Genomic DNA, 24,282 nt, shown 5'->3' on the forward strand with positions numbered 1-24,282 from the left:
CAGGCCAGCCTATGACCCGAATCTTGACCATCGAAGACGACGCCGTAACCGCCCGGGAAATTGTCGCCGAACTGAGCAGCCACGGCCTCGAAGTCGACTGGGTCGACAACGGCCGCGAAGGGCTGGAGCGCGCAGTCAGCGGCCACTATGACCTGATCACCCTCGACCGCATGCTGCCCGAGCTGGATGGCCTGGCCATCGTCACCACACTGCGGACCATGGGCGTGGCGACCCCCATCCTGATGATCAGCGCCCTCTCCGACGTCGACGAACGCGTGCGCGGCCTGCGTGCCGGTGGCGACGATTACCTGACCAAACCCTTCGCCACCGATGAAATGGCCGCCCGCGTCGAAGTCCTGTTGCGCCGCCAGAACACCGTGACGGCGCACGTCACCACGTTGCGGGTGGCGGATCTGGAACTGAACCTGATCAGCCACGAAGCCAGCCGCAATGGTGAGTTACTGACGCTGCTGCCCACCGAATACAAGCTGCTGGAATTCCTTATGCGCAACACCGGGCAAATCCTGTCGCGGATGATGATTTTCGAAGAAGTCTGGGGCTATCACTTCGATCCGGGCACCAACCTGATCGACGTGCACATTGGCCGCCTGCGCAAAAAAATCGACCCACCGGGCAATGTTCCACTGATTCGAACCGTGCGAGGCTCGGGTTATGTCATTGCCGAACCCGTCTAAAGGCTGGCGTTCTTCCAGCAGTCGTCTGCTGGCGCTCTACAGTGCGCTGTTCGTGACCTGGAGCGGGATTCTCATGGGGGTCATGTACTACGAGGTGTCCGCTTACCTGGACAATCTGGCCAAACATTCGCTGATGCAGCGTCAGCACCTGTTTTCGCGCTTTCAGGGCGAACAACTGGTGGATGCCCTCGCGGTCAGCATGACCTTCGACATTCGCGGCATCGACGCCTATGGCCTGTTCGATGATCAGCAGCGTCACCTCAGCGGCGCCCTGCGCCGTATCCCGCTCGACTTGCCGCTGGACGGCGAGATCCACATGCTCAGCGACTGCACCGACTCCGACGACCCGACCTTGCCCGCCGACAGCTGCGACGCGGTGGCGACCGCAACCGAGGACGGACGCTGGCTGGTCCTGGTACGGGACAACGGCTCGTTGTTTGCCGTCACCCGCATCATCCTCCATGCATTGTTCTGGGGTGTGACCCTGACCATCCTGCCGGGCATCGTCGGCTGGCACTTGTTGCGCCGCCGTCCGCTGCGGCGAATTCGCGCGATTCAGGCCAGTGCCGAGGCCATCGTCGCCGGTGACCTGACCAAGCGCCTGCCGCTGTCCAATCGCCGCGATGAACTGGACATGCTCGCCGCCATCGTCAACGCCATGCTCGAACGCATCGAACGCTTGATGAACGAGGTCAAGGGCGTGTGCGACAACATCGCCCACGACCTGCGCACGCCGCTGACCCGCTTGCGCGCACAGCTCTATCGCATGCAACAACAGGCCGGTGAAGGCTCTGCCGAAGCGGCGCAACTCGATTCGGTACTGAGTGAGGCCGACACGCTGATGGCGCGTTTTCGGGGCTTGCTGCGGATTTCCGAACTGGAAGACCGCCAACGCCGTTCCGGTTTCGTGCAACTCGACCCGGTGCCATTGCTGCAGGAACTGCATGATTTTTATCTGCCACTGGCCGAAGACGATGGCCTGGTTTTTCAATTGCACGTGCCTGGGTCATTGCCGCCCCTGAAGGGCGACCGGGCGTTGCTGTTCGAGGCGATCGCGAACCTGTTGAGCAACTCGATCAAGTTCACCCCGCCCGGCGGCGCGGTGATTTTGCGAGGAGTCAATCAGGGGGGGCATACCCGCATCGAAGTGCTCGATTCCGGTCCCGGAATCCCGGAGGCTGAACGCGAGGCGGTGTTCCAGCGCTTCTATCGCGCCGAGGCGGGCAATCAGAAAAGCGGTTTCGGCCTGGGCCTGTCGATCGTCGCGGCAATTGTCAGCCTGCACGGCTTTACGCTGGAGGTGGGTCGCAGTGAGCTCGGGGGCGCGCGGCTGGTGATCGATTGCCGCCAAAGCTTGATTACCCCGACCTGAGGATAAACACAAAACCTGTGGGAGCTGGCTTGCCAGCGAAAGCGGCCGTGGCAGCGCTGCAAGGCCGGAAGGACTCTTCGCCGGCACGCCGGCTCCCACAGATCCAGGCTAGGCCGGGTAATTGGCCCGCAGAGCCTGCAGTCCGCCCTGATAAATCCCGGCGAACAACGCCACCACTTCCTCGTCACTGACCCCCACCGGCTCAAACCGACCGGACCAGGTCACCCGGGCGCCCTCACCCTGGCTTTCAACCTTGATCGTCGCCAGGTACTCAGTGGCCGGAAACGGCGCCTGCTCAATCGAGTAGCTGTAGGTCTTGCCCGCGTTATCGAACCCTTGCAGGCGCTCGATCACCACCGCGCCATCCGCCGTTTTCAGGCTGCGCACACGCCCGCCCTCGCTGAGTTCACTCTTGGGAATCAGCGGCAGCCAGTCCGGCAGCGAGTTGAATCCCCCAATCAGTTGCCAGACCTGATCGGCCGAGGCCGGGATGTCGATGAAGGCTGATGCAGATGCCATGTCATATTCTCTCTTGGTCAGTAGGTTCAGATGGCCAGGCTGTCGACGACACCGCCGTCGACCCGCAGGGCGGCGCCCGTGGTGGCTGAGGATAGCGGCGAAGCGATGTAAGCCACCAGATTCGCGACTTCCTCGACATGGGCCACGCGCTGGATGATCGAAGTGGGACGGGCCTTGCGCACGAAGGCGTCGGCTTCCTCCTGCAGGCTGCGTCCGGATTGCGCAATGGCATCCTTGAGCATGTGCTCCACGCCGTCGGTCAAGGTCGGGCCCGGCAAGATCGCATTGACCGTGACCCCAGTGCCCGCCAGCCGTTTGGCCAGCCCATGGGACACCGCCAGGTTGGCGCTTTTGGTCACGCCATAGTTGAGCATGTCGGCCGGGATCGCGATCCCGGATTCCGAAGACAGGAAAATCACCCGCCCCCAGCCCTGCTTGACCATGTCGGGCACGTAATGCCGGGACAGGCGCACACCGGAGATCACGTTGACCTCATAGAAGCGCGTCCACTCGCTGTCGGGAGTGTCGAAGAAATCCACCGCTTCGTAGATCCCCAGGTTGTTCACCAGGATGTCGGCCCGTGGTTCGGCGGCGAACAGAATTTCCGCACCTTCGGCTGTCCCGAGATCGGCAGCCAGCCCCCGCAGTTGAGCGCCCGGCACCTGCTGGCGAATGCTCGCCAAAGCCTGTTCGACTTTGGCCATATCGCGACCGATCACCACCACCGTGGCGCCGGACTCGGCCAACGCCTGGCTGATGCCCAGGCCGATGCCGGCCGTGCTGCCGCTGACAATCGCCAGTTTTCCACTCAGATCGATTTTCATGCTCAAGCTCCAGTGATCGGCAGGGGTGCGCGCTCGGATAACAGTTTTGCCTCACGCAGCGCCTGCCAGAAGGTTGCGGGAATCACGCGGTCATGGACGGAAAGAGTGTAGCGACCCGTCAGAAAATTACCCTCTGGCTGCGCTTCGCTCGGATCAAGGGTCAATTCGCCTGGCACGACCTTGTTTCACAGGCGCCAGCCCCTGATCACGCCTGCGTCGCACACGCGGGTCAGCACAAGAATTGAGTGAAAACCGGATGGCGAGAGCGCTGGCCGTGGGCAGATGTTTAATGGCTGTCAGCGTTACTTCGTGAAAGCTACAGCGCCTTGCGCCGTTGCCTACGGGTACGCCAGAATCCGCCGGCTTGTGTGCCTTGGGGTCGGGTTTTATCGTTTGCCGGTCGCTGAAAAGAACAGCGATCGGGTTTGGTAGCCCGGATGATCGTAAGGTGCTGAGCATCATGATTCGCAGCGTTTATTCGAATCTGCAAATGGTGGTCATGCACAGGGCGTCCTCGGACGCGCCGGTTTCCTTGCGTCCCGGTCTACCAACCTGCGCATGGCCGCCACCCTTCGTTTGGTAGCGAGAGTGATGGCTCCTTTTTTATGACGTAAGGAGTTCTATCTATGTTCAAGGTCACACCCAATCCCCCACACACCGATCCAGCATCTCCCTCCGAAAACCCCAATCCAGAAAACCACCACGAACCCACCGACCGCATCCCCTCCGCCGCCGACATCCGCGCCACCCCGCGCAAACCCTGCGGCATGTTCATCGTCGACCCCGAGCTCGACACCGAATCCCTGCTGGCCCACGCCTGCGAATCCCTGGCCTCGGCCAACGTCATGACCCTGGACCTCGCGGACCGTACGGAAGGCACCAGTCGCAACACCCTGCTGGGCATCGCACAAGTGATCATGCTTGGCGAACTGGCCGTGAACCGCGCACTGGACCGCATCGACCCTCCCGACTAAACACCCCCCTGTGGCGAGGGAGCTCGTACCCCGCTGGGCCACGCAGCGGCCCCAAACCCTGCATTCCGACAAACCTTTCCCACAGCTGATCATTCACCATCGACTCTGCCCCCCAGCAAACCTAACAGTTCTGATAGTTCACGCCCGTTCCGAAACCCCCAATACTGTTCGCCACCACGCCAGCCTTTCGGGAGCGCCCAACATGCCAGCAACACGCGCAACACTGCTCTGCCAATACCGCTACGACGCCCTCGACCGCTTGACCGGCCAGGGGCTGACTGACGCGCCACCCCTTCAGCGCTTCTACTGCAAAAGCCGACTGGCCACGGAGATTCAGGGAGCATTGCGGCAAAGCATTTTCCAGCACGACGACTGGCTGCTGGCGCAACAACAGCAACAGGGTGTCGAGCACGCCACCACGCTACTGGCGATTGATCAGCAACGGTCGGTGCTGAACACACTCAAAGCCAACCACCAGGCACAACCCATCGCCTATGCGCCCTATGGTCACCGCCAAGCGACAAATGGATGGATGAGTTTGATGGGGTTCAATGGCGAACGGCCTGACCCACTGACCGGGCACTATTTGCTGGGTAATGGCTATCGAGCGTTTAATCCGGTGTTGATGCGATTTAACAGCCCGGACAGTTTGAGTCCGTTTGGGAAGGGTGGGCTGAATTCTTATGCTTATTGCGCAGGGGATCCAGTAAACTTTAGCGACCCCACCGGTCACTTCATCCCCACAAAAATACTGGCCACAACTGCAAAAAGCATAACCACTCAGATTGCCGACTTCGCTCCAGCTGTACATTACATCAGACCAGGAATTTCGACCGGGCGAGCGATCAACGCGATTAAACAAATGGACGAATTGATTTACGCCTCATCTCATATCCCCTATCAGAATACCGCCTACATAAATGATTTAAAAATCGCAAGAGACAACAGCTTGAACTTAAAAAAGATAACCATCAAAAACCTTCAAAAAAACTCATACCCAATAACTGAATTACCATTAACGCCAGAATTGAAAGCTGCAGCCAGTAAAAACGACCCGTCAGCTGCTCGGCACACCCTGCTTGAGTACATAGACATAAACAAATATGGCGCGACCCCCGATGAGCCTGGCCCCATTGCCTGGCGAAAACTGAATGCGGCAAGAAGAGGTGAGTTCGACTCAACGACTCCGATCTCCAATCGACCGAAACCTGCTGTAGCCGACGATTATTTTTCTGAAATAAACAACGTAAAAAATCCAAACCACGATGCGATAATGAAACAAGTCAGAGAAATCAGAAGAACTCATTTTTATTAAACAAACACTGACAGCCCGTCAATTAAAAGCGTGTCATTGCACTATTGGGCAACACTCAAAACTTACCGATGGACACCGTATTCGGCATCGACATGTCTGACCGTGTTTCTGTCATTCAGTGCTTTACTGAGAGGATCCCCACTCCCAGCGAGTACTCCGGATGAACCGCAACGACCTGCGCCGCGTGGACATGAACCTGTTGGTGATTTTCGAAACCCTGATGTTCGAGAAGAACCTGACCCGCGCCGCAGAGAAACTGTTTCTCGGCCAGCCTGCGGTCAGCGCGGCGCTGGCGCGGTTGCGGGATCTGTTTGACGATCCGTTGCTGGTACGCAACGGCCGTAGCCTGGAGCCGACGCCGCGCGCCCTGGTGATTCTCAAGGAACTGCAGCCGGCGATGGACACCATTTCCGGTGCGGTCAGCCGGGCCAAGGATTTCGACCCGTCCACCAGCCGTGACGTGTTTCGCATCGGCCTGTCCGATGACGCCGAATTCGGGCTGTTTCCACCGTTGCTCAAGCAGATACGCGAAGAAGCGCAGAACGTGGTGGTCGTCGTGCGGCGGGTGAATTTCCTGTTGATGTCGTCGATGCTCGCCACCGGGGAGATTACCGTCGGGATCAGCTACACCACGGAATTGCCGGCCAATGCCAAGCGCAAGAAACTGCGGGACTTGAGCGTCAAGATCCTGCGCGGCGACAACCGGCCCGGCCCCCTGACGCTCGATGAATTCTGCGAACGTCCCCATGCACTGGTGTCGTTTTCCGGGGATCTGACCGGGGCGATCGACACCGATCTCGCCCGCATCGGCCGCTCGCGCCGGGTGGTGCTGGCGGTGCCGCAGTTTGCCGGGCTGCGCGCCTTGCTGGCGGGCACCGACATGCTGGCAACGGTGCCGGATTACGCGGCGAGCGCGCTGATCGAAGGCAGTCCCCAACTGCGTGCCGACGATGCGCCGTTCGAGATCAAGCTGTCCGAACTGTCCATGGTCTGGAACGGCGTCAACGATAACGATCCGGCAGAACGTTGGTTGCGCTCGAAAATTGTGGAGCACATGTCTGCTCCACCACCGGGGCATTGAGCGAATTGAAGTGCAGATCGGTCTCGCGCAAGTAGATCGGCAGATCCGTCATGGGTGGCATCGCCGGAATCTCGAAATACATCTGGATCACCCAGCCACGGTGATAGCTGGCGTGGTTGACCACGTGCATCAACATCGCGCCGGCGCTCATGGTGCCGCTTTCACCGGAGAGAAAGGTAAACCGGACGGGTTTGTCCAGTGAGGCATCGGTCTGCCGGGCGGTCCACTCGCAATACCAGTGATCAACGATCTGTTGCGCCTGGCGCAGTGCCGACAGTTCAGGGTGAACCATGTCATGGGAGGTTTTGAAGCCGTGTCCCCGGCCTTCGAGGTGGGCTTGCCAGAGGCAATCCACTACATAGATGTGGTTCAGCGTGCCCATCATGTTCTTGAAAATGCCGGCGCGCTGTTTGTAGACCTCGGCGGGGGGCAGTTGAGCCAGGTTATCGAAGAGGCGCTGGTTGGCCCATTGTTTGTAATCGGCAAGCAGGCGGGCAGTGCGTACGTTGATCATCAGACTTCTCCGATGGCGAAGAGCGCATCTTTCAAGGATAGCGCTATCCCCACGCCGCAGTGCTGTGGCTGATCATCGGTACGGTGGTTACTGCGCGAGCGTATCCAGTACCCGATCGGCCAGCGCCAGGCTACTGGTCAGGCCTGGGGATTCAATGCCGAACAGGTTCACCAATCCCGCTACGCCATGCTGAGTCGGGCCGCTGATGAGAAAGTCGGCGGCCGGTTCGTTCGGGCCGCTGATTTTCGGGCGAATACCACTATAGGCCGGTTGCAGACTGCCATCGGGCAACCCCGGCCAGTAACGCCGGATCGCCTGATAAAAGCCGTCGCCCCGCGATGGATTGACGCGGTAGTCGATGTGATCGACCCATTCCACATCAGGCCCGAATCGCGCCTGGCCGCCCAGGTCGAGGGTCATGTGCACACCCAGCCCGGCACTTTCCGGTGCCGGATACACCAGATGGCGAAACGGCGCCCGGCCACTGAAACTGAAATAGCTGCCCTTGCACAACCGCGCCTCTGGAATGTATTGCGCAGGCAGGCCGGCGATGCGGCTTGCCACCTCGGGCGCAGACAACCCTGCACAGTTGATCAGCTCGCGACAGCTCAAGGTCATGGGTTCGGCACCGCCCATGTGCAACTCGAAACCCTGTTCGATGCAACGCGCCGACAACAGCGGCGTATAAAGCGCCAGTGACGCGCCCCCGGCTTCGGCATCGGCCTGCAACGCCAGCATCAAGCCATGGGAGTCGACGATGCCGGTGGACGGCGACCACAGCGCGGCGACGCAGGACAACGCCGGTTCCAGCTCCCGCGCCTCACTCGCCTCCAGCCATTGCAGGTCATCGACGCCGTTGCGCCGGCCCTGCTCCAGCAAACCCTGCAACGCCGTGCGCTGGGCTTCATCGGTGGCCACGATCAACTTGCCCAGGCGCTGATGGCTGACGCCACGTTCGTCGCAGAAGGCGTAGAGGCGTTGCTTGCCCTCCACGCACAACTGCGCCTTGAGGCTGCCGCCGGGGTAATAGATGCCGGCGTGGATCACTTCGGAATTGCGCGAACTGATGCCCACGCCTATGCCTTCGCCGGCCTCGACCAGAATCACTTCGCGCCCGCTCATGGCCAGCGCCCTGGCCACCGCCAGCCCGACCACTCCGGCCCCAACCACCACGCTGTCGATATCGACGCTCACCCGCCCTGCCCTCATGCCAAACCAGCTCCCGCTCTCGGTAATCGATCAGGCAGGAGAATATCGCCAACAGCATGGTCATGACCACGAAGACGATGGGCATCGGGAGCCGGCCGCCCATGTCGCCTCTGGATATCGCGCCGCGCCCAAAACCGCCTTCGCTGGCAAGCCAGCACCTACAGTCCGGACCTTGTGAACCCGGTCCCGGAAAAATGATTCTCCGACTGCACCCGTGTCAATCTTCACCATCAGGGAACTCCTGGCGACCGCCATGCATCCTAAATGATGAGGTACTTCCTTTTTGCTTCACGCTTTCAGAGGACACCGTCATGCGCCGTCTGATTATCGTTTCTTCTCTGTTGCTGTGTTTACCCTTCGGCTCTGCAATGGCCAAGGTGGACGCAGGCGATGTCGCCACCTCAGCCGGGGTTTCCGCATCGCTGTACTCGACGTTCAAGGACCACAAACTCATGATTCCCGCCCGTGATGACGCCTCCAGCTTCGTGGCCAGTGGCGGTACGATTCGCGGCGCCTATCTGGAATCGGTTCTCAAACAGCTCCGGCAGGAGCACCCCGACCTCAACAACGCAAGCGACGAAGACCTGGCTCGCGCCATTCTCGTCCAGGAAGGCGTTCCAGCCGGTCAATAACGATGGCCAACCTCAGCGGTGGGGCTTGTGAAACCTGGACAGCGTTTCCAGCCCTGCCTTGCTTGACGGGTGTGGCTTCAAGCATGCCGCGCCCATCCGGCCACCAGGGCCGGGGTGATGCTGACACCGCCACAGACCACAATCACCACGTCATGGGCCTGGGCAATCGCCGGATGATCCAGGTACGCAATCGCCAGTGAAACTCCACACGCCGGCTCGACCAACTGGCGACAATCATTGGCGTACCGCACCACGCCCATGATCGCCTCCTCGTCCCCGAGCACCACGCACTCGTGGGGAAAATCGAGGATGTGCCGCACCGGCCACGCCGCCACCTCAGAGGCGCCGAGTGACGTGGCGACTGTGTCGATCCGTGGCAGGCGCACGGGATGCCCGGCCGCCATGGCTGCCGCGAACGACGCCGCGCCTCGGGTTTCACAGGCAACGATCCGGCAGTCCATGCGCCGATGGCGGATCAGCCCGGTGAGCAGGCCCGCCAGCAAACCGCCGCCGCCCACCGACGTGACCAACGCATCGACTTGCGGGCAGTCTTCGAGGATTTCATCGACCATCGTGCTGTGCCCTTGCCACAGCACCGGGTGATCGAAAGCCGGGACATATTCGGTGTCCGCCCCCTGCGCCAGCTCCATGGCCCGTTGGTTGGCTTCATCCCAGACCTTGCCGTGGACAATCACCTCGGCGCCGGTTTCGCGGATTCTGGCGCGGGTGCTTTCAGGGGTGGTGTGCGGCACTACGATGCACGCCTGCAATCCCAGGCTGACGGCCGCCACGGCGGTGGCGAACCCGGCGTTGCCCCCGGAAGGACAGACGACTCTGGTTTTGCCCTGGGCTGCGGCCTGACTGCACAAAAGCCCCATGCCACGCAGTTTGAATGAGCCACTGGGTTGCAGGTTTTCCAGTTTGAGCCAAATACGACGGGCCGGGGAAGAGAGGCCAGGGTGCAGGATCAACGGGGTTCTGATGTGAAGCATGGCGGCTCCTGGTGCACGCCGCCCACTCGTCGAATGTTCCGCGAGCCAGCGGTGAACGGTCCTGTTTCAAGCTTAGTTCACCCTGACCCGAGACTGGCGTTTCAGCGCTAACGAGGCGCGGGGCCAGGGGCGACCGCCGACTGGGACGGATCCTATAATCAAGGGTGTGCCCACTGATCGAAGCATTATGAAAATTTCCGTAAAACTGGCTTTTATCGCCTTCGTGTCCACCTTCGCCTACCTCTGGCTCGCGATTTGGGGGCTGGGCGGATTCGCCGCCTTTTTCTCCCATGGCGCGCTGGTCGTGGTGGCGCTTGCCACCCTGGCGATGGTCGTCGCTTCGCTGTTCACCGAGGTCAACCTCAGTTCCGGCGAACGTGAAGACCGGGCCAACCGCTGGGTGCTGCCGGCCTTTGGCATCATTGGCTTACTGAGCGGATTTCTACCGGCCTACACCGACCGGGTCGACGTCTGGACGTTCGGCGGCGAGGGTGTGCGTTGGCTCGGGGCAGTGCTGTACATCCTGGGCGGCGCCCTGCGAATCTGGCCGGTGTTCGTGCTGGGCAAGCGCTTCAGCGGGCTGGTGGCGATTCAACCGGGGCACAGCCTGGTCACCGACGGAATTTATCGCCGCCTGCGTAACCCCAGTTATCTGGGGATGTTGATCATCGCTGTAGGCTGGGCGCTGGCGTTCCGTTCGGCAGTCGGACTGTTGCTGGCCGCGCTGACGGTGATCCCGCTGATTGCGCGGATCCATTCGGAGGAGGCGCTATTGCGGGCGCAGTTTGGTGCTGACTACGAGGCTTATTGCACCCGGAGCTGGCGGTTGATTCCGAAAATCTACTGAAACCCACCGCAGCCGGTGTCGACGCCATCCGCTTGCTCATTCGACGTTCTCGAACGTGATTGAAACCCATCACTTCTGCTACCAAAGCTGTAGCACTCGGTAACACCCGGCCCCATTGCAGTGCATCTTTTTCAAGCATTTCGATCCCCCCGCCCTGCCCCGCACGGCCAAAACAGGCATGGCGTACTTTGTGCATCTCAAGGCGATCCTCCCTTGCTTGAAGCGACCATGCGCCCCAAGGAACTGAAACTCTGGACCACCGGTGTCGCCCACCTGCTCGACCTGCCCGCCGGGCATGCACGGCTGTCGGGCCTTAGCCACTGGTTGCGGCAAGTCTGCCCGGTCGATCATTTCGTCCTGTTCGTCTACGAAGGCAATCACCGGCCCCTGGCGTTGTTTGACACCTTCTCGGCGGACAAACGCGCGGTGTATGTCGATGACTATCAGTGCGGACCGTATTTGCTCGATCCGTTCTACCTGGCCTGTACGCGCGGGCAAGCGCCCGGATTGTGGCGATTGCGCCAGTTCGCGCCCGACCACTTCTACCTCGGCGAGTACTACCTGACTTATTACCAGCAAACCGGTCTGGCAGAAGAAGTGGCGTTTTTCGTCGACCTCGGCGCCGGTGCCACGGCCGTGCTGTCGCTGATGCGTTCCTCGGCCAGTTGCGCGTTCAGCCGTGACGAAATGCAGTTGATCGAGTGCGCGCAAGCGGTGGTCGAGCAGGTCATCAATGAAGCCTGGCGCTTGCGTCAGGCCCAGCAACCGCGACCCGCGCAGGATCTGGACTTCAAGATCCGCGAAGCCTTCGATCAGTTCGGCGCGCACATTCTCACCGGACGCGAACAGGAGATTGTGCAGCTGCTGTTGCGCGGTCACTCCAGCGCCTCGGTTGCCGAACAACTGAACATCAGTCCGGGCACGGTAAAAATCCACCGCAAGAACCTCTACGCCAAGCTCGGCATCGGCAGCCAGTCGGAGTTGCTCGGACTGTTTATCCGCGACCTCACTGAAAATCAGCTGCAAGCTTCAAGCGACAGGCTGCAAGGGGATCGAGGTCGCGCCGTTGGCTGGTAGCTTGCACAGTGCTTGCAAGCAGCACGTACCCGTTCATTAAACATCACTGGATGGGTACTAGAGGGGATGATGCGCTTCAGGCTTGAGGCTTGTTAAGCCGGCCATCCAGACCAAAAGGCTCTTGCAGCACCTGCTCGTACAAACCAATGGCCATTTGCGGGTTCATCAGCAAATTCCAGCTATGCGGCGACACGCTCGATGGCACCAAAACAAACGGATGCTGGCGCAGCAGATCGGCACCGAACTGTTGCTGGCTGCGGCTTGGGGTGCCAGGGACCAACCAATTGGGGTTTGCGATGGTTTCGGGCCGTACCACGTGAATCCTGGACGGGTCCAGCACACGGGCCTGCGTCAGGCGATGAGGCTTGCAATCCAACGCGTCGAAATCCTTGTGCACCGCCACCTCGAGAATGGCCGTAGAGGCATCCAGGCTGGCATAAACCGTGGCCATGCCTTTAGGGTTCCAGCGTCCACCGACCTTTTCTGCCCCCACGCCCAAATGCCATGTGGGGGCATACTCGGCAGGGTCGAGGCGCCAGAAGTGAATCTCACTGCTGAAGGGGTCTTTAGCCATCAATAGACCCCATACTCGATGCGCGTCAGAAAATCAGTCACCAACTCATAGCCCACCGAGTTAGAAATCAAATCGATGGGTATTTCACCGTCCAGGCCACGCGCAGGTTTGACCATCCATTGCTCGGCCAGCTCGCGCGAGCCCAGCACCTCCGTGGCTTTTTCCAAGACTTCGGCATAGTTGAGCGCGCGCGTGCTTTGCTCCGAGGTCAAGATTTCATTGGGCGTTTTCAGCCGCCGCGCCAGCGTGCGATCAGAAGCGCCAACGATTTTCGACAGCACGCCGCGTTGCTTATACACCTCGCTGTTTTCGATCATGTTGAGCACTGACTGCAGCGGAAAACCGTTTCTGACGGCTCGGTAAATCTCCATACGATCATCACCCACATTCCCGGAGAGCAAGATCGCGACCATGCGTGGCGGGTGATCTGTCGCAGTAGTGGTCACCGCAGGTTTCTTTCGACCCGAGATTTTTACTGCCGCTTCAAGCTGGCGCATTTGAGCACTCGTGAAGCGACCGGCATCTTTGACAGCCTCATCAGCTACATCATCTTTTTTCTTGGCGCTCATGGCAGTCTCCGTCGCTATGACATCTGGCACAAACTATAGTGCCAAATGGCAAAATTATCTAATCCAAGAACGCTCGCCTGCAACACACCCCTTACAGGAGGAACGCCTGCTCGCAATGGACCCAAGGGCACCGCGTTTAGCCTGCAAGCACGCGCCATCGTTCACGACCATCGCGATCAGGCTCGCTCCCACAAAGGTCGGTGCCTACCCAGCCTCCGCATACCCTCTCCTACCCCCCAAGGGATATATACGCCGTAAAACCCTCATTGCTAGTTTGGCCCCCGACGCACTGATTCATCACTGCAAGGGAGCCCGCCTCGTGAACGACAACCCGCCAAGCGATATCGAATTCTGCAACGTGGTCAAACGCTATGGCCAGGTACAGGCTGTCAGTGGTTTGAATTTCGCCGTGCGGCGCGGTTCGTTCCATTCTTTCCTCGGCGGCTCGGGCTGTGGCAAAACCACCACCCTGCGCATGATCGCCGGGTTCGAACAGCCCACCAGCGGTGAAGTGCGCCTGGCGGGCAGGAACGTTGCCGGCGTTCCGGCCTTCGAGCGGCCGGTGAACATGGTGTTCCAGCATTACGCGCTGTTCCCGCACCTGACCGTGGCGCAAAACATTGCCTATGGCCTGCGCTATCGCACCCCGCGCCCCGACAAGAAACAACAACTGCGCATGGCCGATGAAGCCCTGGAAATGGTGCGCCTCAGCGGCTTCGGCCAGCGCAAACCGAGTGAGCTTTCCGGCGGCCAACAACAGCGCGTGGCCTTGGCCCGGGCGCTGGTCAACAAGCCCACCGTGCTGCTGCTCGATGAGCCGCTGGCGGCACTGGACCGCAAGTTGCGCAAGGAGATGCAGTCGGAATTGCTGCGCCTGCAACGGGAGGTCGGCATCACCTTCGTGCTGGTCACTCACGATCAGGAAGAAGCGCTGTCCATGAGCGACAGCATCAGCGTGATGCACAACGGCTCGATCATCCAGACCGCCACCCCGGAACAATTGTACGAAGCTCCGGCCAGCCGCTACGTGGCCGACTTTATCGGTGAGTCCAACCTGTTCAACGGCACCGTCCGCCATCTGAATGGCCGTTCGGTGGTCCTGCGCACCGAGCAGGGACTGGAACTGACCAGCCCGCTGACGCCCACCGGCAAGGCCCTGAGCGCCAACGCCGACGGCTGCATCGCCGTGCGCCCTGAACTGATCAGCATTGCCGGTGCCAGCGCCGACATGGCGCGGGAAGTGACCCTGCAAGGCTGCGTCGAGGACCGGATCTACCTGGGCAACACCACCGAATACCGCGTGCGCACCCAGGCCTTCGGCGTGGTCTGCGTGCGCGTGCCGCGCCAGCAGGACCACGGCGCCAACGCATTCGAACACGGCGCGGCTGTACGCGTCGGCTGGGATCACGCCAATGGCCTGGCCATGGCGTTGTAAGTCGTCGATTCGTTTCATCAACCGGATGGGGAGCGTGCTATGGACCAGAAGACCTTTATCAAAACCCTGCGCAGCTGGCAGAACGGCTCGATCAGTCGCCGCGACTTTCTTGGCCGTACCGGCCTCGGGATCGCCGCGGCGGTGGTCGCCACCCATATGCCCGGACTGCTGACCTCAACGGCCGAGGCCGCCGAGCAGGGCAAACTGGGGGATCGCCTGTCGCTGGCGACCTGGCCGAACTACCACAGTCAGGAAAACCTCGACGCGTTCGCCAAGACCACGGGTGCGCGGGTATCGATGAGCGTGTTCGGCTCCAACGAAGAAATGCTCGCCAAGTTGCAGGCCGGCGGCAGTGGCTGGGACGTGCTGGTGCCGACCAACTACACCATCAGCACCTACGTCGGCCTGGGCTTGATCGAACCCCTGGACCTGTCGCGCATTCCCAATTTCGATGCCTCGGCGTTCCAGCAGAAGTTCATGGCCCAGGGCACAGTCGACGGCAAGGTGTATGCGGTGCCGAAGAACTGGGGCACCACCGGCATGCTTTATGACACTGGCAAGCTGAAGAACGGCCCAACCAGCTGGAAAAAATTCTGGGCCGCCGCCCAGGGGCCTGCCAGTGGCCGCACCATGGTCCACGACTATCAACTCACTGCCATCGGCAACGCCCTGAAAAGCTTCGGCTACAGCTTCAACTCCCTGGACCCGAAAGAACTGGCCGATGCCGAAAAGCTGCTGATCGAAGTCAAGCCGCACCTGTTCGCCATCAACTCCGACATCCAGCCGTCGATGCGCAGCGGCGACGCCTGGCTGGCCATGTCGTGGACCGGTGACGCCTCGCAGCTGCATCGCGACAACGCGCAGATGCAGTTCGAGCTGGGCAAGGAAGGCGGCGAGCTGTGGAGCGACTTCTTCGCCATTCCGAAAAACTCGGAGCACAAGGACGCCGCCTACGCCTTCATCAACTACCTGCTCGATCCGCAGCACAACAAGCTCGAAGTGCTGAGCCACGGCTACCCGAGCGGTGACAAGCGGGTCGATGCCCTGCTGCCGACGGCCATGCTCAGTGATCCGATCATGTACCCGGCCGCCGAAGCCCTCAGCCCACTGGAATTCGGTGCGGCAGCGACGCTCACCAGCCCGGCCCGCGCCGAACTGATGGCCCGTTTCAAATCCGCCTGATCACTTGCCATGGCTAACGAGGAGTCGCCCATGAATGCCGCCGCCCACCCGCAAACGGTGCAGCCGGGCAGTGCCCTGTCAGTCGAGGTGCGCCCACGGCGCAGCCTCGGCCGGCGGATCACCCTGCTGATGCTCTTGCCTTCGACCCTGTGGTTCCTGCTGCTGTTACTGATGCCGCTGGTGATCATCCTGGTCTTCAGTTTCGGCGAGCGCAGCGCCGTGGGCGGGTATGCCGGGGGCTTCACGCTGGCCAACTACCTGAACCTCGGTTCACGGGCGGCGGCGTTCGGCAACACGCTGGTGTTGGCGCCACTGGGCACCCTGGTGTGCCTGGTGGCGGCCTACCCGCTGGCGTACTTCCTCGCCGTCAAGGTCAGCAAAAACCGTTCGCTGTTGCTGACGCTGGTGATCGTACCGTTCTGGACCAGTTTCCTGATCCGCACCTACGCGTGGATTTTCATCCTCAGCGGCAAGGGCATTCCGGCGTTGCTGGCCAGCCTTGGCCTGGAAGACGTGCGGCTGATCAACACGCCCTGGGCCGTGCTGATCGGCATCGTCTATGGCTACCTGCCGCTGATGGTGTTCCCGATCTACGTCAGCCTGGAAAAACTCGACAAGCGCCTGCTCGAAGCGTCGGCGGACCTGGGTGCCAGTGCCTTCGAGAGCTTTCGCAGGATCACCCTGCCCCTCTCGGCACCGGGGATCATCACCGGGGTGATGCTGGTGTTTATCCTGCTGATGGGTGAGTTCCTGATCCCGGCCATTCTCGGTGGCGGCAAGGTGTTCTTTGTCGGCAACGCGCTGGTCGACCTGTTTCTGCAGTCACGCAACTGGCCCTTCGGCAGTGCGCTGGCGATGACCCTGGTGGCGATGATGTTGCTGATCATCGGCCTGTATTTGAAGCTCGTGGCGCGCTACGGCGGCCGCCCTGCCGACGGAAGCCTGTGACATGTGGCTGCGCAGCTATTCGACTTCGCTGTACCTGTTTCTCTACGCGCCGATTGCCCTGATCATCCTGTTCAGCTTCAACGCCGGGCGCAGTGGCCTGGCCTTCGAGTGCTGCTCGGTGCAATGGTTTGGCCGCGCCTTCGACAACCCGTTCATCATGGAAGCCCTCGGTCACAGCGCCTTCATTGCCTTGTGTTCGGCGGTGCTGGCGACGCTGTTCGGCACCCTCGCGGTGTTCGGCCTGCAGCGCGCGGGACGCAAGGTTCGCCTGCTGTTCGATGCCCTGACCTACTGCGCGATCATTGTCCCGGGCATCGTCATCGGCATCTCGACCCTGATTGCCTTCATCAGCCTGTTCGACCTGATCAACCCGCTGCTGGCGAGCTGGATGCCCAGCGTGCCACGTTTGAGCATGGGGTTCTTCACCGTGATCGCCGCGCACTCGCTGTTCACCATGGCGCTGGTCATGGTGATCGTGCGCAGCCGTGTCGACTCGCTGGACAAGGCGTTGCTGGAAGCCTCGGCCGACCTCTACGCCCCGCCCATGCAAACCTTCTGGCGGGTGACCCTGCCGCAGATCAGCCCCGCGATCATGGCCGGGTTCCTGCTGGCGTTCACCTTCAGCTTCGACGACTTCATCATCGCCTTCTTCGTCGCCGGTTCCGAGACGACCTTACCGATCTACATTTTCTCGTCCATCCGCCGCGGTGTGACGCCAGAGATCAACGCGATCTCGACGGTGATCATCTGCGTGTCGCTGGCACTGTTATTCACTTCCCGCTCTCTGCAAAACCGCCAGACCGGCGTTCAGGAGTCGCACCATGCGTGATCAGCTATACATCAACGGCGAGTGGGTCAGCCCGGACCTGGGCGGCTATCTGGAGGTCGTCGACCCGGCCACAGAACAGGTATTCCACCGTGTGGCGGCCGGCACCGAAGAGGACGTCGACCATGCCGTGCGCGCCGCCAGGCGCGCCTTCGACAATGGCTGGAGCCAAACCACCGGCGCCGAGCGCGCGCAGTGGCTGGAGGCCCTGGCCGATGAACTGGAAAACGGCCAGTCCGCGCTGGCGGAACTGGAGGTGCGCGACAACGGCAAACCCTTGCCCGAAGCGCAGTGGGACATCGGCGATGCGATCGGCTGTTTTCGCTATTACGCCGGCCTGGCCCGTGAACTCGACGAACAACAGGACCAGCCACTGGCCCTGCCGGACGCCCGTTTCCGCTGCCGTATCCGCCACGAACCGATTGGCGTGGCCGGGCAGATCATCCCGTGGAACTACCCGCTGCTGATGGCCGCCTGGAAAGTGGCTCCAGCCCTGGCGGCGGGCGCCACGGTGGTGTTGAAGCCGTCCGAGCTGACGCCATTGACAGCGCTGGAGCTGGCCGCCGCCGCTGACCGCATCGGCCTGCCGGCGGGCGTGCTCAACGTGGTCACCGGGCTCGGCGCCGAGGCTGGCAGCCCGCTGACCGAGCACCCCGGCGTGGACAAACTGGCCTTCACCGGCAGCGTGCCCACGGGCGCGAAAATCATGTCGGCCGCGGCCCGTGACATTAAGAACATCAGCCTCGAACTGGGCGGCAAGTCGGCGTTCATTGTGTTCGACGACGCGGATGTCGAAGCCGCCGTGGAGTGGATTCTGTTCGGGATCTTCTGGAACCAGGGCCAGGTGTGCAGCGCCACCTCGCGCCTGTTGGTGCAGGACAGCATCGCCCCGCGTTTGATTGAACGACTGGTGGAAGAAACCCGCAAGATCACCATCGGCCCGGGCCTGGAGCCGGGCGTGCTGCTGGGGCCTCTGGTCAGTCAGGGCCAGTACGACAAGGTGCTCGGTTTTATCGATCAGGGCCTGGCCAGCGGTGCGCGCCTGCTCACCGGCGGCCGCCGGCCAGCGCATTTGCCAGAGGGTTACTTCATCGAGCCGGCGATCTTCGACGAACCGGGACACAGCAGCATTCTCTGGCGCGAAGAAGTCTTCGGCCCGGTGCTGTGCATCAAGCGCTTCAACACCGAAGAACAAGCCGTGCAAATGGCCAACGCCAGCCGCTTCGGCCTCGCCGCTGCGGTGATGAGCGCCGACCTGCAACGCAGCGCACGGGTGGCCAACCAGTTGCGCGCCGGAATTGTCTGGGTCAACTGCTCGCAACCGACCTTCGTCGAAGCGCCGTGGGGCGGCATGAAACACAGCGGGATCGGCCGTGAGCTGGGGGAATGGGGCTTGCACAATTATCTGGAGGTCAAGCAGGTCACCGAGTACGTCAGCGAGCAACCCTGGGGCTGGTATTTGAAGTAAACAGACCGCTTCGCGAGCAGGCTTGCTTCCACAATGTGATCTTCAACGACCTCAAAAACCGAGGTTGCTCACGGTCCCTGTGGGCGCTGGCTTGCCAGCGACGACGTCGGCACCGCCCACAAAACTGTCGACCGCCAGGCCGCCATTGCGAACAGTCTCGCTCACACACTCGTCGTGAAGGGTTAAGATGAAACGCCCTTCAATACACGACGGAGTTGATCAATGCGCATTGCTTTGCTGTCCGATGTCCACTTGTCCGTCAACGCGATCCCTTTTCCCGTCGTGGATGCCGATATTGTCGTGCTCGCCGGAGACATCGCCCGGCCGGCCGCCGCCATCGAGTGGGCCAAAGCCTGCCCTGCTCCGATCGTGTACGTCGCCGGCAATCATGAGTTTTATGGCAGCGACCTGACCTCCACCTGCGAGCAGTTGAAACGGTTGTCCCAAGGCACAGCGATTCACGTATTGGAGCGCTCGGAGTATGTCCACGACGGCGTACGGTTTTTGGGCTGCACCTTGTGGTCTGACTATCGTTTGTTCGATGACGCACAGGACCGGGCCCAGGGCGTAGACCTGGCGACGGCGCTCATCCGGGACTTCAGCCACATCAAAATCTCCCCCGACTTTCCCGACCTGTTCACGCCGGCCATCTCCCAGTTGATGTTCCTGCAGACCGTCGCCTGGCTGGATGAATGCTTCAGCCGCGACAGCGCCCTTCCCACGGTGGTGGTTTCCCATTTCGCGCCGACACGCTCGAGCATCAGCCCGGCCTTCGCGAATTCACCGATCAATTCGAGTTTTGTTTCAGACCTCGAACAGCGGATCAAGGACTGGCAGCCGGCGCTTTGGTTGCATGGCCACACCCACGGGAGCTTTGATTATCGAGTGGGCAACACCCGCGTCATTTGCAATGCCCGGGGCTACGCAAAAAATGGCATCAATGAAAACCCGGACTTTGATGATGCCTGTGTGATTGAGCTCGATACCTGACGCGTCAATCATGCGCGCTGAGGGTCGTCCCTATTCGACATTCAGCTGCTTTCCCGCCATGGCCGCCGCACGCGCGTGGTACAACAGCCCTGTCTACCAGGACGCGCGCAGTATCGGCTTGACCGCCCCACCCGGGTGGTATTGAGTCCAAGAACCACGTGATCACAGCAAACACACTATGGGGGTCCATCTCGTGAGCAATAAGCCCTACGTCCCACCCAAGGTCTGGATAAACGACGCCCCGTCCGGCGGCCAGTTCGCCAGCATCAACCGCCCAACTGCGGGCCCGACCCATGACAAGGCGTTGCCGATCGGCAAGCATCCCCTGCAGCTTTATTCACTGGCCACGCCCAATGGCGTGAAGGTGACCATCCTGCTTGAGGAACTGCTGGCGCTGGGCAAAACCGGCGCCGAGTACGACGCCTGGCTGATCCGCATCGGTGAGGGAGATCAGTTCTCCAGCGGCTTCGTCGAGATCAATCCGAACTCGAAGATTCCGGCGCTGCTGGACCGCAGCGTCGAGCCGCCGATCCGTGTCTTCGAGTCCGGTTCGATCCTGCTTTACCTGGCGGAAAAGTTCGGCGCCTTCCTGCCCACCGATCCCGCAGGGCGCACCGATCCCGCAGGGCGCACCGAAACCCTGAACTGGCTGTTCTGGCAGATGGGTGCGGCGCCCTACCTGGGTGGCGGGTTCGGGCATTTTTACGCCTATGCGCCGGAGAAGTTCGAGTACCCGATCAACCGTTTCGCCATGGAAGCCAAGCGTCAGCTGGACGTCCTCGACCGCCGTCTTGCCCAAAGCCCGTACCTGGCCGGTGACCGCTATACCATCGCCGATATCGCGGTCTGGCCCTGGTACGGCCAGTTGGTGCGGGACAAGGTGTACTCGGCTGCCGAGTTTTTGTCTGCGCATGAGTACACCCATGTGCAACGCTGGGCCGAGGAGATTGCCAACCGGCCGGCGGTCATTCGGGGTCAGCGTGTCAACCGGACGTGGGGGGATGAGGCGAGCCAGGTGCCTGAACGGCATCAGGCCGAAGATCTGAATTAACCGCGCCCGCTAGCCACCGCCTCAAGCAGCAGCGTCCCAGTCGGCGGCAAGGTCGGCTGGGACGCTTGCCAACGACATGACCATTACGCCACGGAAGAGGCGGCCGTTCCGGAATCAGGGCCAGCGTCCCGATCAATCCGCCTGCACGGTGACCTGATGCTGCTCACCCAGGCCGGTAATGCCCAGGCGAATGGTCTGGCCGGGGCGCAGGAAGACAGGGGCAGGCTTGATCCCCAGGCCCACGCCAGGCGGCGTACCGGTGGAAATCACATCGCCAGGTTGCAGGCTCATGCATCGACTGAGGTAGGCAATCAGCTGTGGCACAGTGAAGATCAATGTCCGCGTATTGCCTTGCTGGTAGCGGTGGCCGTCGACCTCCAGCCACAGGTCCAGCACATGGGGGTCGGCGACCTCATCGCGGGTCACCAGCCACGGGCCGAGCGGGCCGAAGGTGTCGAAGCCTTTGCCCTTGTCCCAGGTGCCGCCGCGCTCCAGTTGCCACTCGCGTTCCGACACGTCGTTGATGACGCAATAACCGGCGACGTGCTCCATGGCGTTCGCCTCGTCGATGCAGCGCCCGCCTTTGCCGATGACCACGCCGAGTTCGACTTCCCAATCGGTCTTGAGCGAGCCGCGCGGGATCTCGATGTTGTCATTGGGGCCGCCGATGGCACTGGTCCATTTGCTGAAGATGATCGGCTCTTTCGGCACTTCCATGTTTGACTCGGCCGCATGGTCGGCGTAGTTCAAACCGATGCAGATAAATTTACCGACCTGCCCGACACAGGCACCGATCCGTGGTTGCCCTTCAACGAGGGGCAAGCTTAGCGGGTCGATGGCCGCAAGCGCCGCCAGGCTGTCCGGGTACAGGACCTGTCCGGCGATATCCGGCACATGGCCCGAGAGGTCGCGGAGCCGATTGTCGGCATCCAGCAGGCCGGGTTTCTCCGAACCTTTTTCGCCATAACGCAACAGTTTCATGGGGTTCTCCTGCTTGATCGAAAAATACAGACCGGTTTCAGATGCTCATGCCGCCATCGATGACATGCACACCGCCGGTGGTGTAGCTGGACGCGTCGCTGCCCAGGTACAAGGCCAATCGGGCAATTTCCTCGGGGCTGCCGATACGCCCCATCGGCTGGCGGTCGAGGAATTGCTGGTAGACCCGGGCTTCGTCGACGCCCTGTTGTGCCGCCTGGGCCGAGATACGCTGGCGCAGTGACGGAGACTCCACGGTGCCGGGGCAGATCGCGTTGCAGCGAATGCCCTGGCCGATGAAGTCCGCCGCGACGGCCTTGGTCAGCCCCACCACCGCCGCCTTGCTGGCAGCATAGGCGAACCGGTTGGGCACGCCCTTGATGCTGGACACCACCGACGACATGTTGATGATCGAGCCGCCGCCACGCGCCAGCATGCCCGGCAGAAACGCGCGGATCATCCGGTACATGGCGGTGACATTGATGTCCATCGAACGCGCCCAGGCCGCTTCATCGCACTCGAGGATGTTGCCGCTGTGCACGTAGCCAGCGCAGTTGAACAGCACATCCAGGCCACCAATACGTTCACAGGCCTGGCTGATGGCGCTCGCCGACGTCACGTCCAGCGTAAGGGCGGTGATGCCTTCGACGCCCTCCAGCGCGCGGATATCGATATCACTGGCAAACACCTCGGCACCGGCCCGGGCAAAGGCGATGGCGCTGGCCATGCCGATACCCTGCCCGGCCGCCGTGACCAGCACCCGCTTGTGTTGCATGTTCATGCTGTTTCCAGTTTGGCAGTGGCGATGGCGACTTTCGGGGACCGGCCGAGCATCGAGGCGGGAATGGCCAGGATCAGCCCACCGCTGACGAACAGGCACAGCGCCAATACGTAAGTGCCGTTGTTGATATTACCGGTGAGGTTTTCCGCCACGGCGGTGATCATCGAACCGGTGAAGCCGGACAGGTTGCCGAAGGCATTGATCATGCCGATACCGGCCGCTGCGGCGACGCCGGACAGGACTGTCCCCGGCAGGGTCCAGTAAATCGGCATCAGGCTGAGAATCCCCGAGGCGGATACGCTAAGGAACAGCACGGACAGCACCAGGTTGTCGGCGAAATAGGCGCTGAGCATCAGCCCCAGGCCACCGATGAACGCCGGAATCGCCGCATGCATGCGTCGCTCTCCGGTACGGTTGGAGTGCCGCGCGTTGAGCAACATCGCGACCACGGCCACCGCGTAAGGAATGGCAGTCAGCAAACCGATGTGCAAGCTGTTGGTGATACCGGTGCTCTTGATGATCGAGGGCATCCAGAACGCCAGGCCGTAAAAGCCGGTGTTGAAGGTCAGCAGGATCAGTACCAGCAACCACACCCGTGGATTGAAGAACACTTCGCTCAGGCGTGAAGCCTTGCCCTGGTTATCGGTGTGCAGATTGGCCTTGAGCAAGGCCTTTTCCGCCGCGGACAGCCATTTGGCGGAGTCGATGTTGTTCGCCAGGCAGACGATCACGACGAACGCCATGATGATCGAAGGAATGCCCTCGATGATCAGCATCCACTGCCAGCCGGACATGCCGTGCACGCCTTGCATGCTGTTCATCAACCAACCGGACAGTATTCCGCCCAGGGTCAGGCTGATCGGCATGGCCATCAGGAACCCGGACATCACGCGGCTCTGGCGGTGCGTCGGAAACCAGTAGTTGAGGTACAGAATCACCCCGGGGAAGAAGCCCGCTTCACAAATCCCCAAGAGGAAGCGCAGCACGTAGAACATCGTGCTCGACTCGATGTGGAACACGCCCGCCAGCGGCACGGTGAATGCCACGGCCATGGAGATCACGGCCCAGGTCAACATGATCCGGGCGATCCAGAAGCGTGCGCCGTAGCGATGCAGCAACAGGTTGCTCGGCACTTCAAACAGGAAATAGCCCCAGAAGAACATACTGGCGCCCAAGGCGTAGACGGTGTTGCTGAATTGCAGCTCGTTGAGCATGTCGAGCTTGGCGAAGCCGATGTTGACCCGGTCCAGGTACGCGGCCATGTAACACAGGAGCAGGACGGGAAGGATGCGCCAGATGACCTTGCGGTAGGTCCGGTCTTCAAAGTCTTGTTCGCTGGCGTGCGCCTGCGCGGGCAAATGCTCGGATATGGTTTGCATGGAGGTAACCCCTGGGCATGTGGACATGCCTGATTGTTTTTATCGAATGG

Annotated in this window: 26 protein-coding genes and 1 pseudogene; 16 read left to right on the top strand and 11 right to left on the bottom strand. The window is 61.3% G+C overall.

What is annotated here, in order from left to right:
- Positions 1–11: 11 nt before the first annotated feature.
- Both AC1Q6D_RS03525 and AC1Q6D_RS03530 read left to right on the top strand, forming a co-directional pair.
- On the top strand, positions 12–695 hold the full coding sequence (locus tag AC1Q6D_RS03525; RefSeq protein WP_047530042.1) for a response regulator transcription factor: 684 nt from the start codon (positions 12–14) through the stop codon (positions 693–695).
- Positions 673–2,067, top strand: coding sequence for a sensor histidine kinase (locus tag AC1Q6D_RS03530; protein ID WP_103404725.1), 1,395 nt, complete (start codon positions 673–675; stop codon positions 2,065–2,067). Before AC1Q6D_RS03525 ends, AC1Q6D_RS03530 begins: the two co-directional genes overlap by 23 nt.
- 108 nt (positions 2,068–2,175) lie before the next feature.
- Here the strand turns inward: AC1Q6D_RS03530 and AC1Q6D_RS03535 are convergent, their stop codons facing one another.
- The 3 genes and pseudogenes from AC1Q6D_RS03535 to AC1Q6D_RS03545 all read right to left on the bottom strand — a co-directional run.
- Entirely contained in the window at positions 2,176–2,586 is a 411-nt protein-coding gene (locus AC1Q6D_RS03535) for an SRPBCC family protein (protein WP_103404724.1), read from the bottom strand.
- A gap of 26 nt (positions 2,587–2,612) precedes the next feature.
- Positions 2,613–3,410, bottom strand: a complete 798-nt coding sequence (locus AC1Q6D_RS03540; protein ID WP_103404723.1) for an SDR family NAD(P)-dependent oxidoreductase — start codon at positions 3,408–3,410, stop codon at positions 2,613–2,615.
- 2 nt (positions 3,411–3,412) lie between these two features.
- Positions 3,413–3,646, bottom strand: a pseudogene (locus AC1Q6D_RS03545) (hypothetical protein); the annotation flags it as partial.
- A gap of 390 nt (positions 3,647–4,036) precedes the next feature.
- On the opposite strand from AC1Q6D_RS03545, the gene AC1Q6D_RS03550 reads away from it, so the two are divergent.
- From AC1Q6D_RS03550 to AC1Q6D_RS03560, 3 genes are all read left to right on the top strand, one after another.
- Complete coding sequence (locus tag AC1Q6D_RS03550) at positions 4,037–4,384, top strand: DUF6124 family protein (RefSeq protein WP_492618450.1); 348 nt, start codon at positions 4,037–4,039, stop codon at positions 4,382–4,384.
- A gap of 202 nt (positions 4,385–4,586) precedes the next feature.
- Positions 4,587–5,699 (top strand): RHS repeat-associated core domain-containing protein, encoded by a 1,113-nt coding sequence (locus AC1Q6D_RS03555; RefSeq protein WP_103404429.1) that lies wholly within the window; start codon positions 4,587–4,589, stop codon positions 5,697–5,699.
- Between the two features lie 160 nt (positions 5,700–5,859).
- The gene (locus AC1Q6D_RS03560) at positions 5,860–6,780 is read left to right on the top strand and encodes a LysR substrate-binding domain-containing protein (protein ID WP_103404428.1); all 921 of its coding nucleotides are present in this window, start codon (positions 5,860–5,862) and stop codon (positions 6,778–6,780) included.
- On the opposite strand, the gene AC1Q6D_RS03565 is transcribed toward AC1Q6D_RS03560, so the two are convergent.
- A complete protein-coding gene (locus tag AC1Q6D_RS03565) occupies positions 6,701–7,294 on the bottom strand; it encodes a DinB family protein (RefSeq protein ID WP_103404427.1) in 594 nt (197 codons plus the stop codon). The two genes, AC1Q6D_RS03560 and AC1Q6D_RS03565, sit on opposite strands and share 80 nt — an antisense overlap.
- Before the next feature lie 87 nt (positions 7,295–7,381).
- Positions 7,382–8,488, bottom strand: coding sequence for an NAD(P)/FAD-dependent oxidoreductase (locus AC1Q6D_RS03570; protein WP_103404426.1), 1,107 nt, complete (start codon positions 8,486–8,488; stop codon positions 7,382–7,384).
- 326 nt (positions 8,489–8,814) lie between these two features.
- On the opposite strand from AC1Q6D_RS03570, the gene AC1Q6D_RS03575 reads away from it, so the two are divergent.
- A complete protein-coding gene (locus tag AC1Q6D_RS03575; protein ID WP_090469717.1) occupies positions 8,815–9,135 on the top strand; it encodes a DUF2388 domain-containing protein in 321 nt (106 codons plus the stop codon).
- A 77-nt stretch (positions 9,136–9,212) separates the two neighbouring features.
- Here AC1Q6D_RS03575 and AC1Q6D_RS03580 read toward each other — a convergent pair whose 3' ends face one another.
- Positions 9,213–10,127 carry a pyridoxal-phosphate dependent enzyme gene (locus tag AC1Q6D_RS03580; RefSeq protein WP_103404425.1) on the bottom strand — a complete coding sequence of 305 codons (915 nt, stop codon included), beginning with the start codon at positions 10,125–10,127 and terminating at the stop codon, positions 9,213–9,215.
- A 187-nt stretch (positions 10,128–10,314) separates the two neighbouring features.
- Between AC1Q6D_RS03580 and AC1Q6D_RS03585 the strand changes: the two genes are divergently transcribed.
- Together AC1Q6D_RS03585 and AC1Q6D_RS03590 are read left to right on the top strand one after the other, a co-directional pair.
- Positions 10,315–10,974: a methyltransferase family protein gene (locus AC1Q6D_RS03585; protein ID WP_103404424.1), complete on the top strand. Its 660-nt coding sequence runs from the start codon at positions 10,315–10,317 to the stop codon at positions 10,972–10,974.
- 228 nt (positions 10,975–11,202) lie between these two features.
- Positions 11,203–12,051, top strand: a complete 849-nt coding sequence (locus tag AC1Q6D_RS03590; RefSeq protein ID WP_047538793.1) for a response regulator transcription factor — start codon at positions 11,203–11,205, stop codon at positions 12,049–12,051.
- Between the two features lie 76 nt (positions 12,052–12,127).
- Here the strand turns inward: AC1Q6D_RS03590 and AC1Q6D_RS03595 are convergent, their stop codons facing one another.
- Positions 12,128–12,625, bottom strand: a complete 498-nt coding sequence (locus AC1Q6D_RS03595) for an RES family NAD+ phosphorylase (protein WP_103404423.1) — start codon at positions 12,623–12,625, stop codon at positions 12,128–12,130.
- Positions 12,625–13,194 carry an Xre family toxin-antitoxin system antitoxin gene (locus AC1Q6D_RS03600; protein WP_103404422.1) on the bottom strand — a complete coding sequence of 190 codons (570 nt, stop codon included), beginning with the start codon at positions 13,192–13,194 and terminating at the stop codon, positions 12,625–12,627. Before AC1Q6D_RS03600 ends, AC1Q6D_RS03595 begins: the two co-directional genes overlap by 1 nt.
- 319 nt (positions 13,195–13,513) lie before the next feature.
- Between AC1Q6D_RS03600 and AC1Q6D_RS03605 the strand changes: the two genes are divergently transcribed.
- The 8 genes from AC1Q6D_RS03605 (at position 13,514) to yghU (ending at position 21,094) form a co-directional block, all read left to right on the top strand.
- Positions 13,514–14,629, top strand: coding sequence for an ABC transporter ATP-binding protein (locus AC1Q6D_RS03605; protein ID WP_090462506.1), 1,116 nt, complete (start codon positions 13,514–13,516; stop codon positions 14,627–14,629).
- A gap of 39 nt (positions 14,630–14,668) precedes the next feature.
- Positions 14,669–15,811 (top strand): ABC transporter substrate-binding protein, encoded by a 1,143-nt coding sequence (locus AC1Q6D_RS03610; RefSeq protein ID WP_103404421.1) that lies wholly within the window; start codon positions 14,669–14,671, stop codon positions 15,809–15,811.
- A 30-nt stretch (positions 15,812–15,841) separates the two neighbouring features.
- Positions 15,842–16,759, top strand: coding sequence for an ABC transporter permease (locus tag AC1Q6D_RS03615; RefSeq protein ID WP_103404420.1), 918 nt, complete (start codon positions 15,842–15,844; stop codon positions 16,757–16,759).
- Between the two features lies 1 nt (position 16,760).
- Positions 16,761–17,588, top strand: a complete 828-nt coding sequence (locus AC1Q6D_RS03620; RefSeq protein WP_103404419.1) for an ABC transporter permease — start codon at positions 16,761–16,763, stop codon at positions 17,586–17,588.
- Entirely contained in the window at positions 17,581–19,053 is a 1,473-nt protein-coding gene (locus AC1Q6D_RS03625) for an aldehyde dehydrogenase family protein (protein WP_207291491.1), read from the top strand. Before AC1Q6D_RS03620 ends, AC1Q6D_RS03625 begins: the two co-directional genes overlap by 8 nt.
- Positions 19,054–19,275: 222 nt before the next feature.
- Positions 19,276–20,043 (top strand): metallophosphoesterase, encoded by a 768-nt coding sequence (locus tag AC1Q6D_RS03630; RefSeq protein WP_103404417.1) that lies wholly within the window; start codon positions 19,276–19,278, stop codon positions 20,041–20,043.
- Between the two features lie 10 nt (positions 20,044–20,053).
- Positions 20,054–20,188 (top strand): DUF1330 domain-containing protein, encoded by a 135-nt coding sequence (locus AC1Q6D_RS03635; RefSeq protein ID WP_103404416.1) that lies wholly within the window; start codon positions 20,054–20,056, stop codon positions 20,186–20,188.
- A 48-nt stretch (positions 20,189–20,236) separates the two neighbouring features.
- Positions 20,237–21,094 carry a glutathione-dependent disulfide-bond oxidoreductase gene (gene yghU / locus AC1Q6D_RS03640; RefSeq protein WP_103404437.1) on the top strand — a complete coding sequence of 286 codons (858 nt, stop codon included), beginning with the start codon at positions 20,237–20,239 and terminating at the stop codon, positions 21,092–21,094.
- Positions 21,095–21,226: 132 nt separating this feature from the next.
- Here the strand turns inward: yghU and AC1Q6D_RS03645 are convergent, their stop codons facing one another.
- The 3 genes from AC1Q6D_RS03645 to AC1Q6D_RS03655 are packed head-to-tail and all read right to left on the bottom strand — an operon-like array spanning position 21,227 to position 24,232.
- Complete coding sequence (locus tag AC1Q6D_RS03645; protein WP_103404415.1) at positions 21,227–22,075, bottom strand: ureidoglycolate lyase; 849 nt, start codon at positions 22,073–22,075, stop codon at positions 21,227–21,229.
- Between the two features lie 37 nt (positions 22,076–22,112).
- Positions 22,113–22,853, bottom strand: coding sequence for an SDR family oxidoreductase (locus tag AC1Q6D_RS03650; protein WP_103404414.1), 741 nt, complete (start codon positions 22,851–22,853; stop codon positions 22,113–22,115).
- Positions 22,850–24,232: an MFS transporter gene (locus tag AC1Q6D_RS03655; RefSeq protein WP_103404413.1), complete on the bottom strand. Its 1,383-nt coding sequence runs from the start codon at positions 24,230–24,232 to the stop codon at positions 22,850–22,852. The genes AC1Q6D_RS03650 and AC1Q6D_RS03655 overlap by 4 nt, the downstream gene beginning before the upstream one ends.
- Positions 24,233–24,282: the final 50 nt, after the last annotated feature.

This window comes from Pseudomonas sp. MT92 (assembly GCF_058792515.1).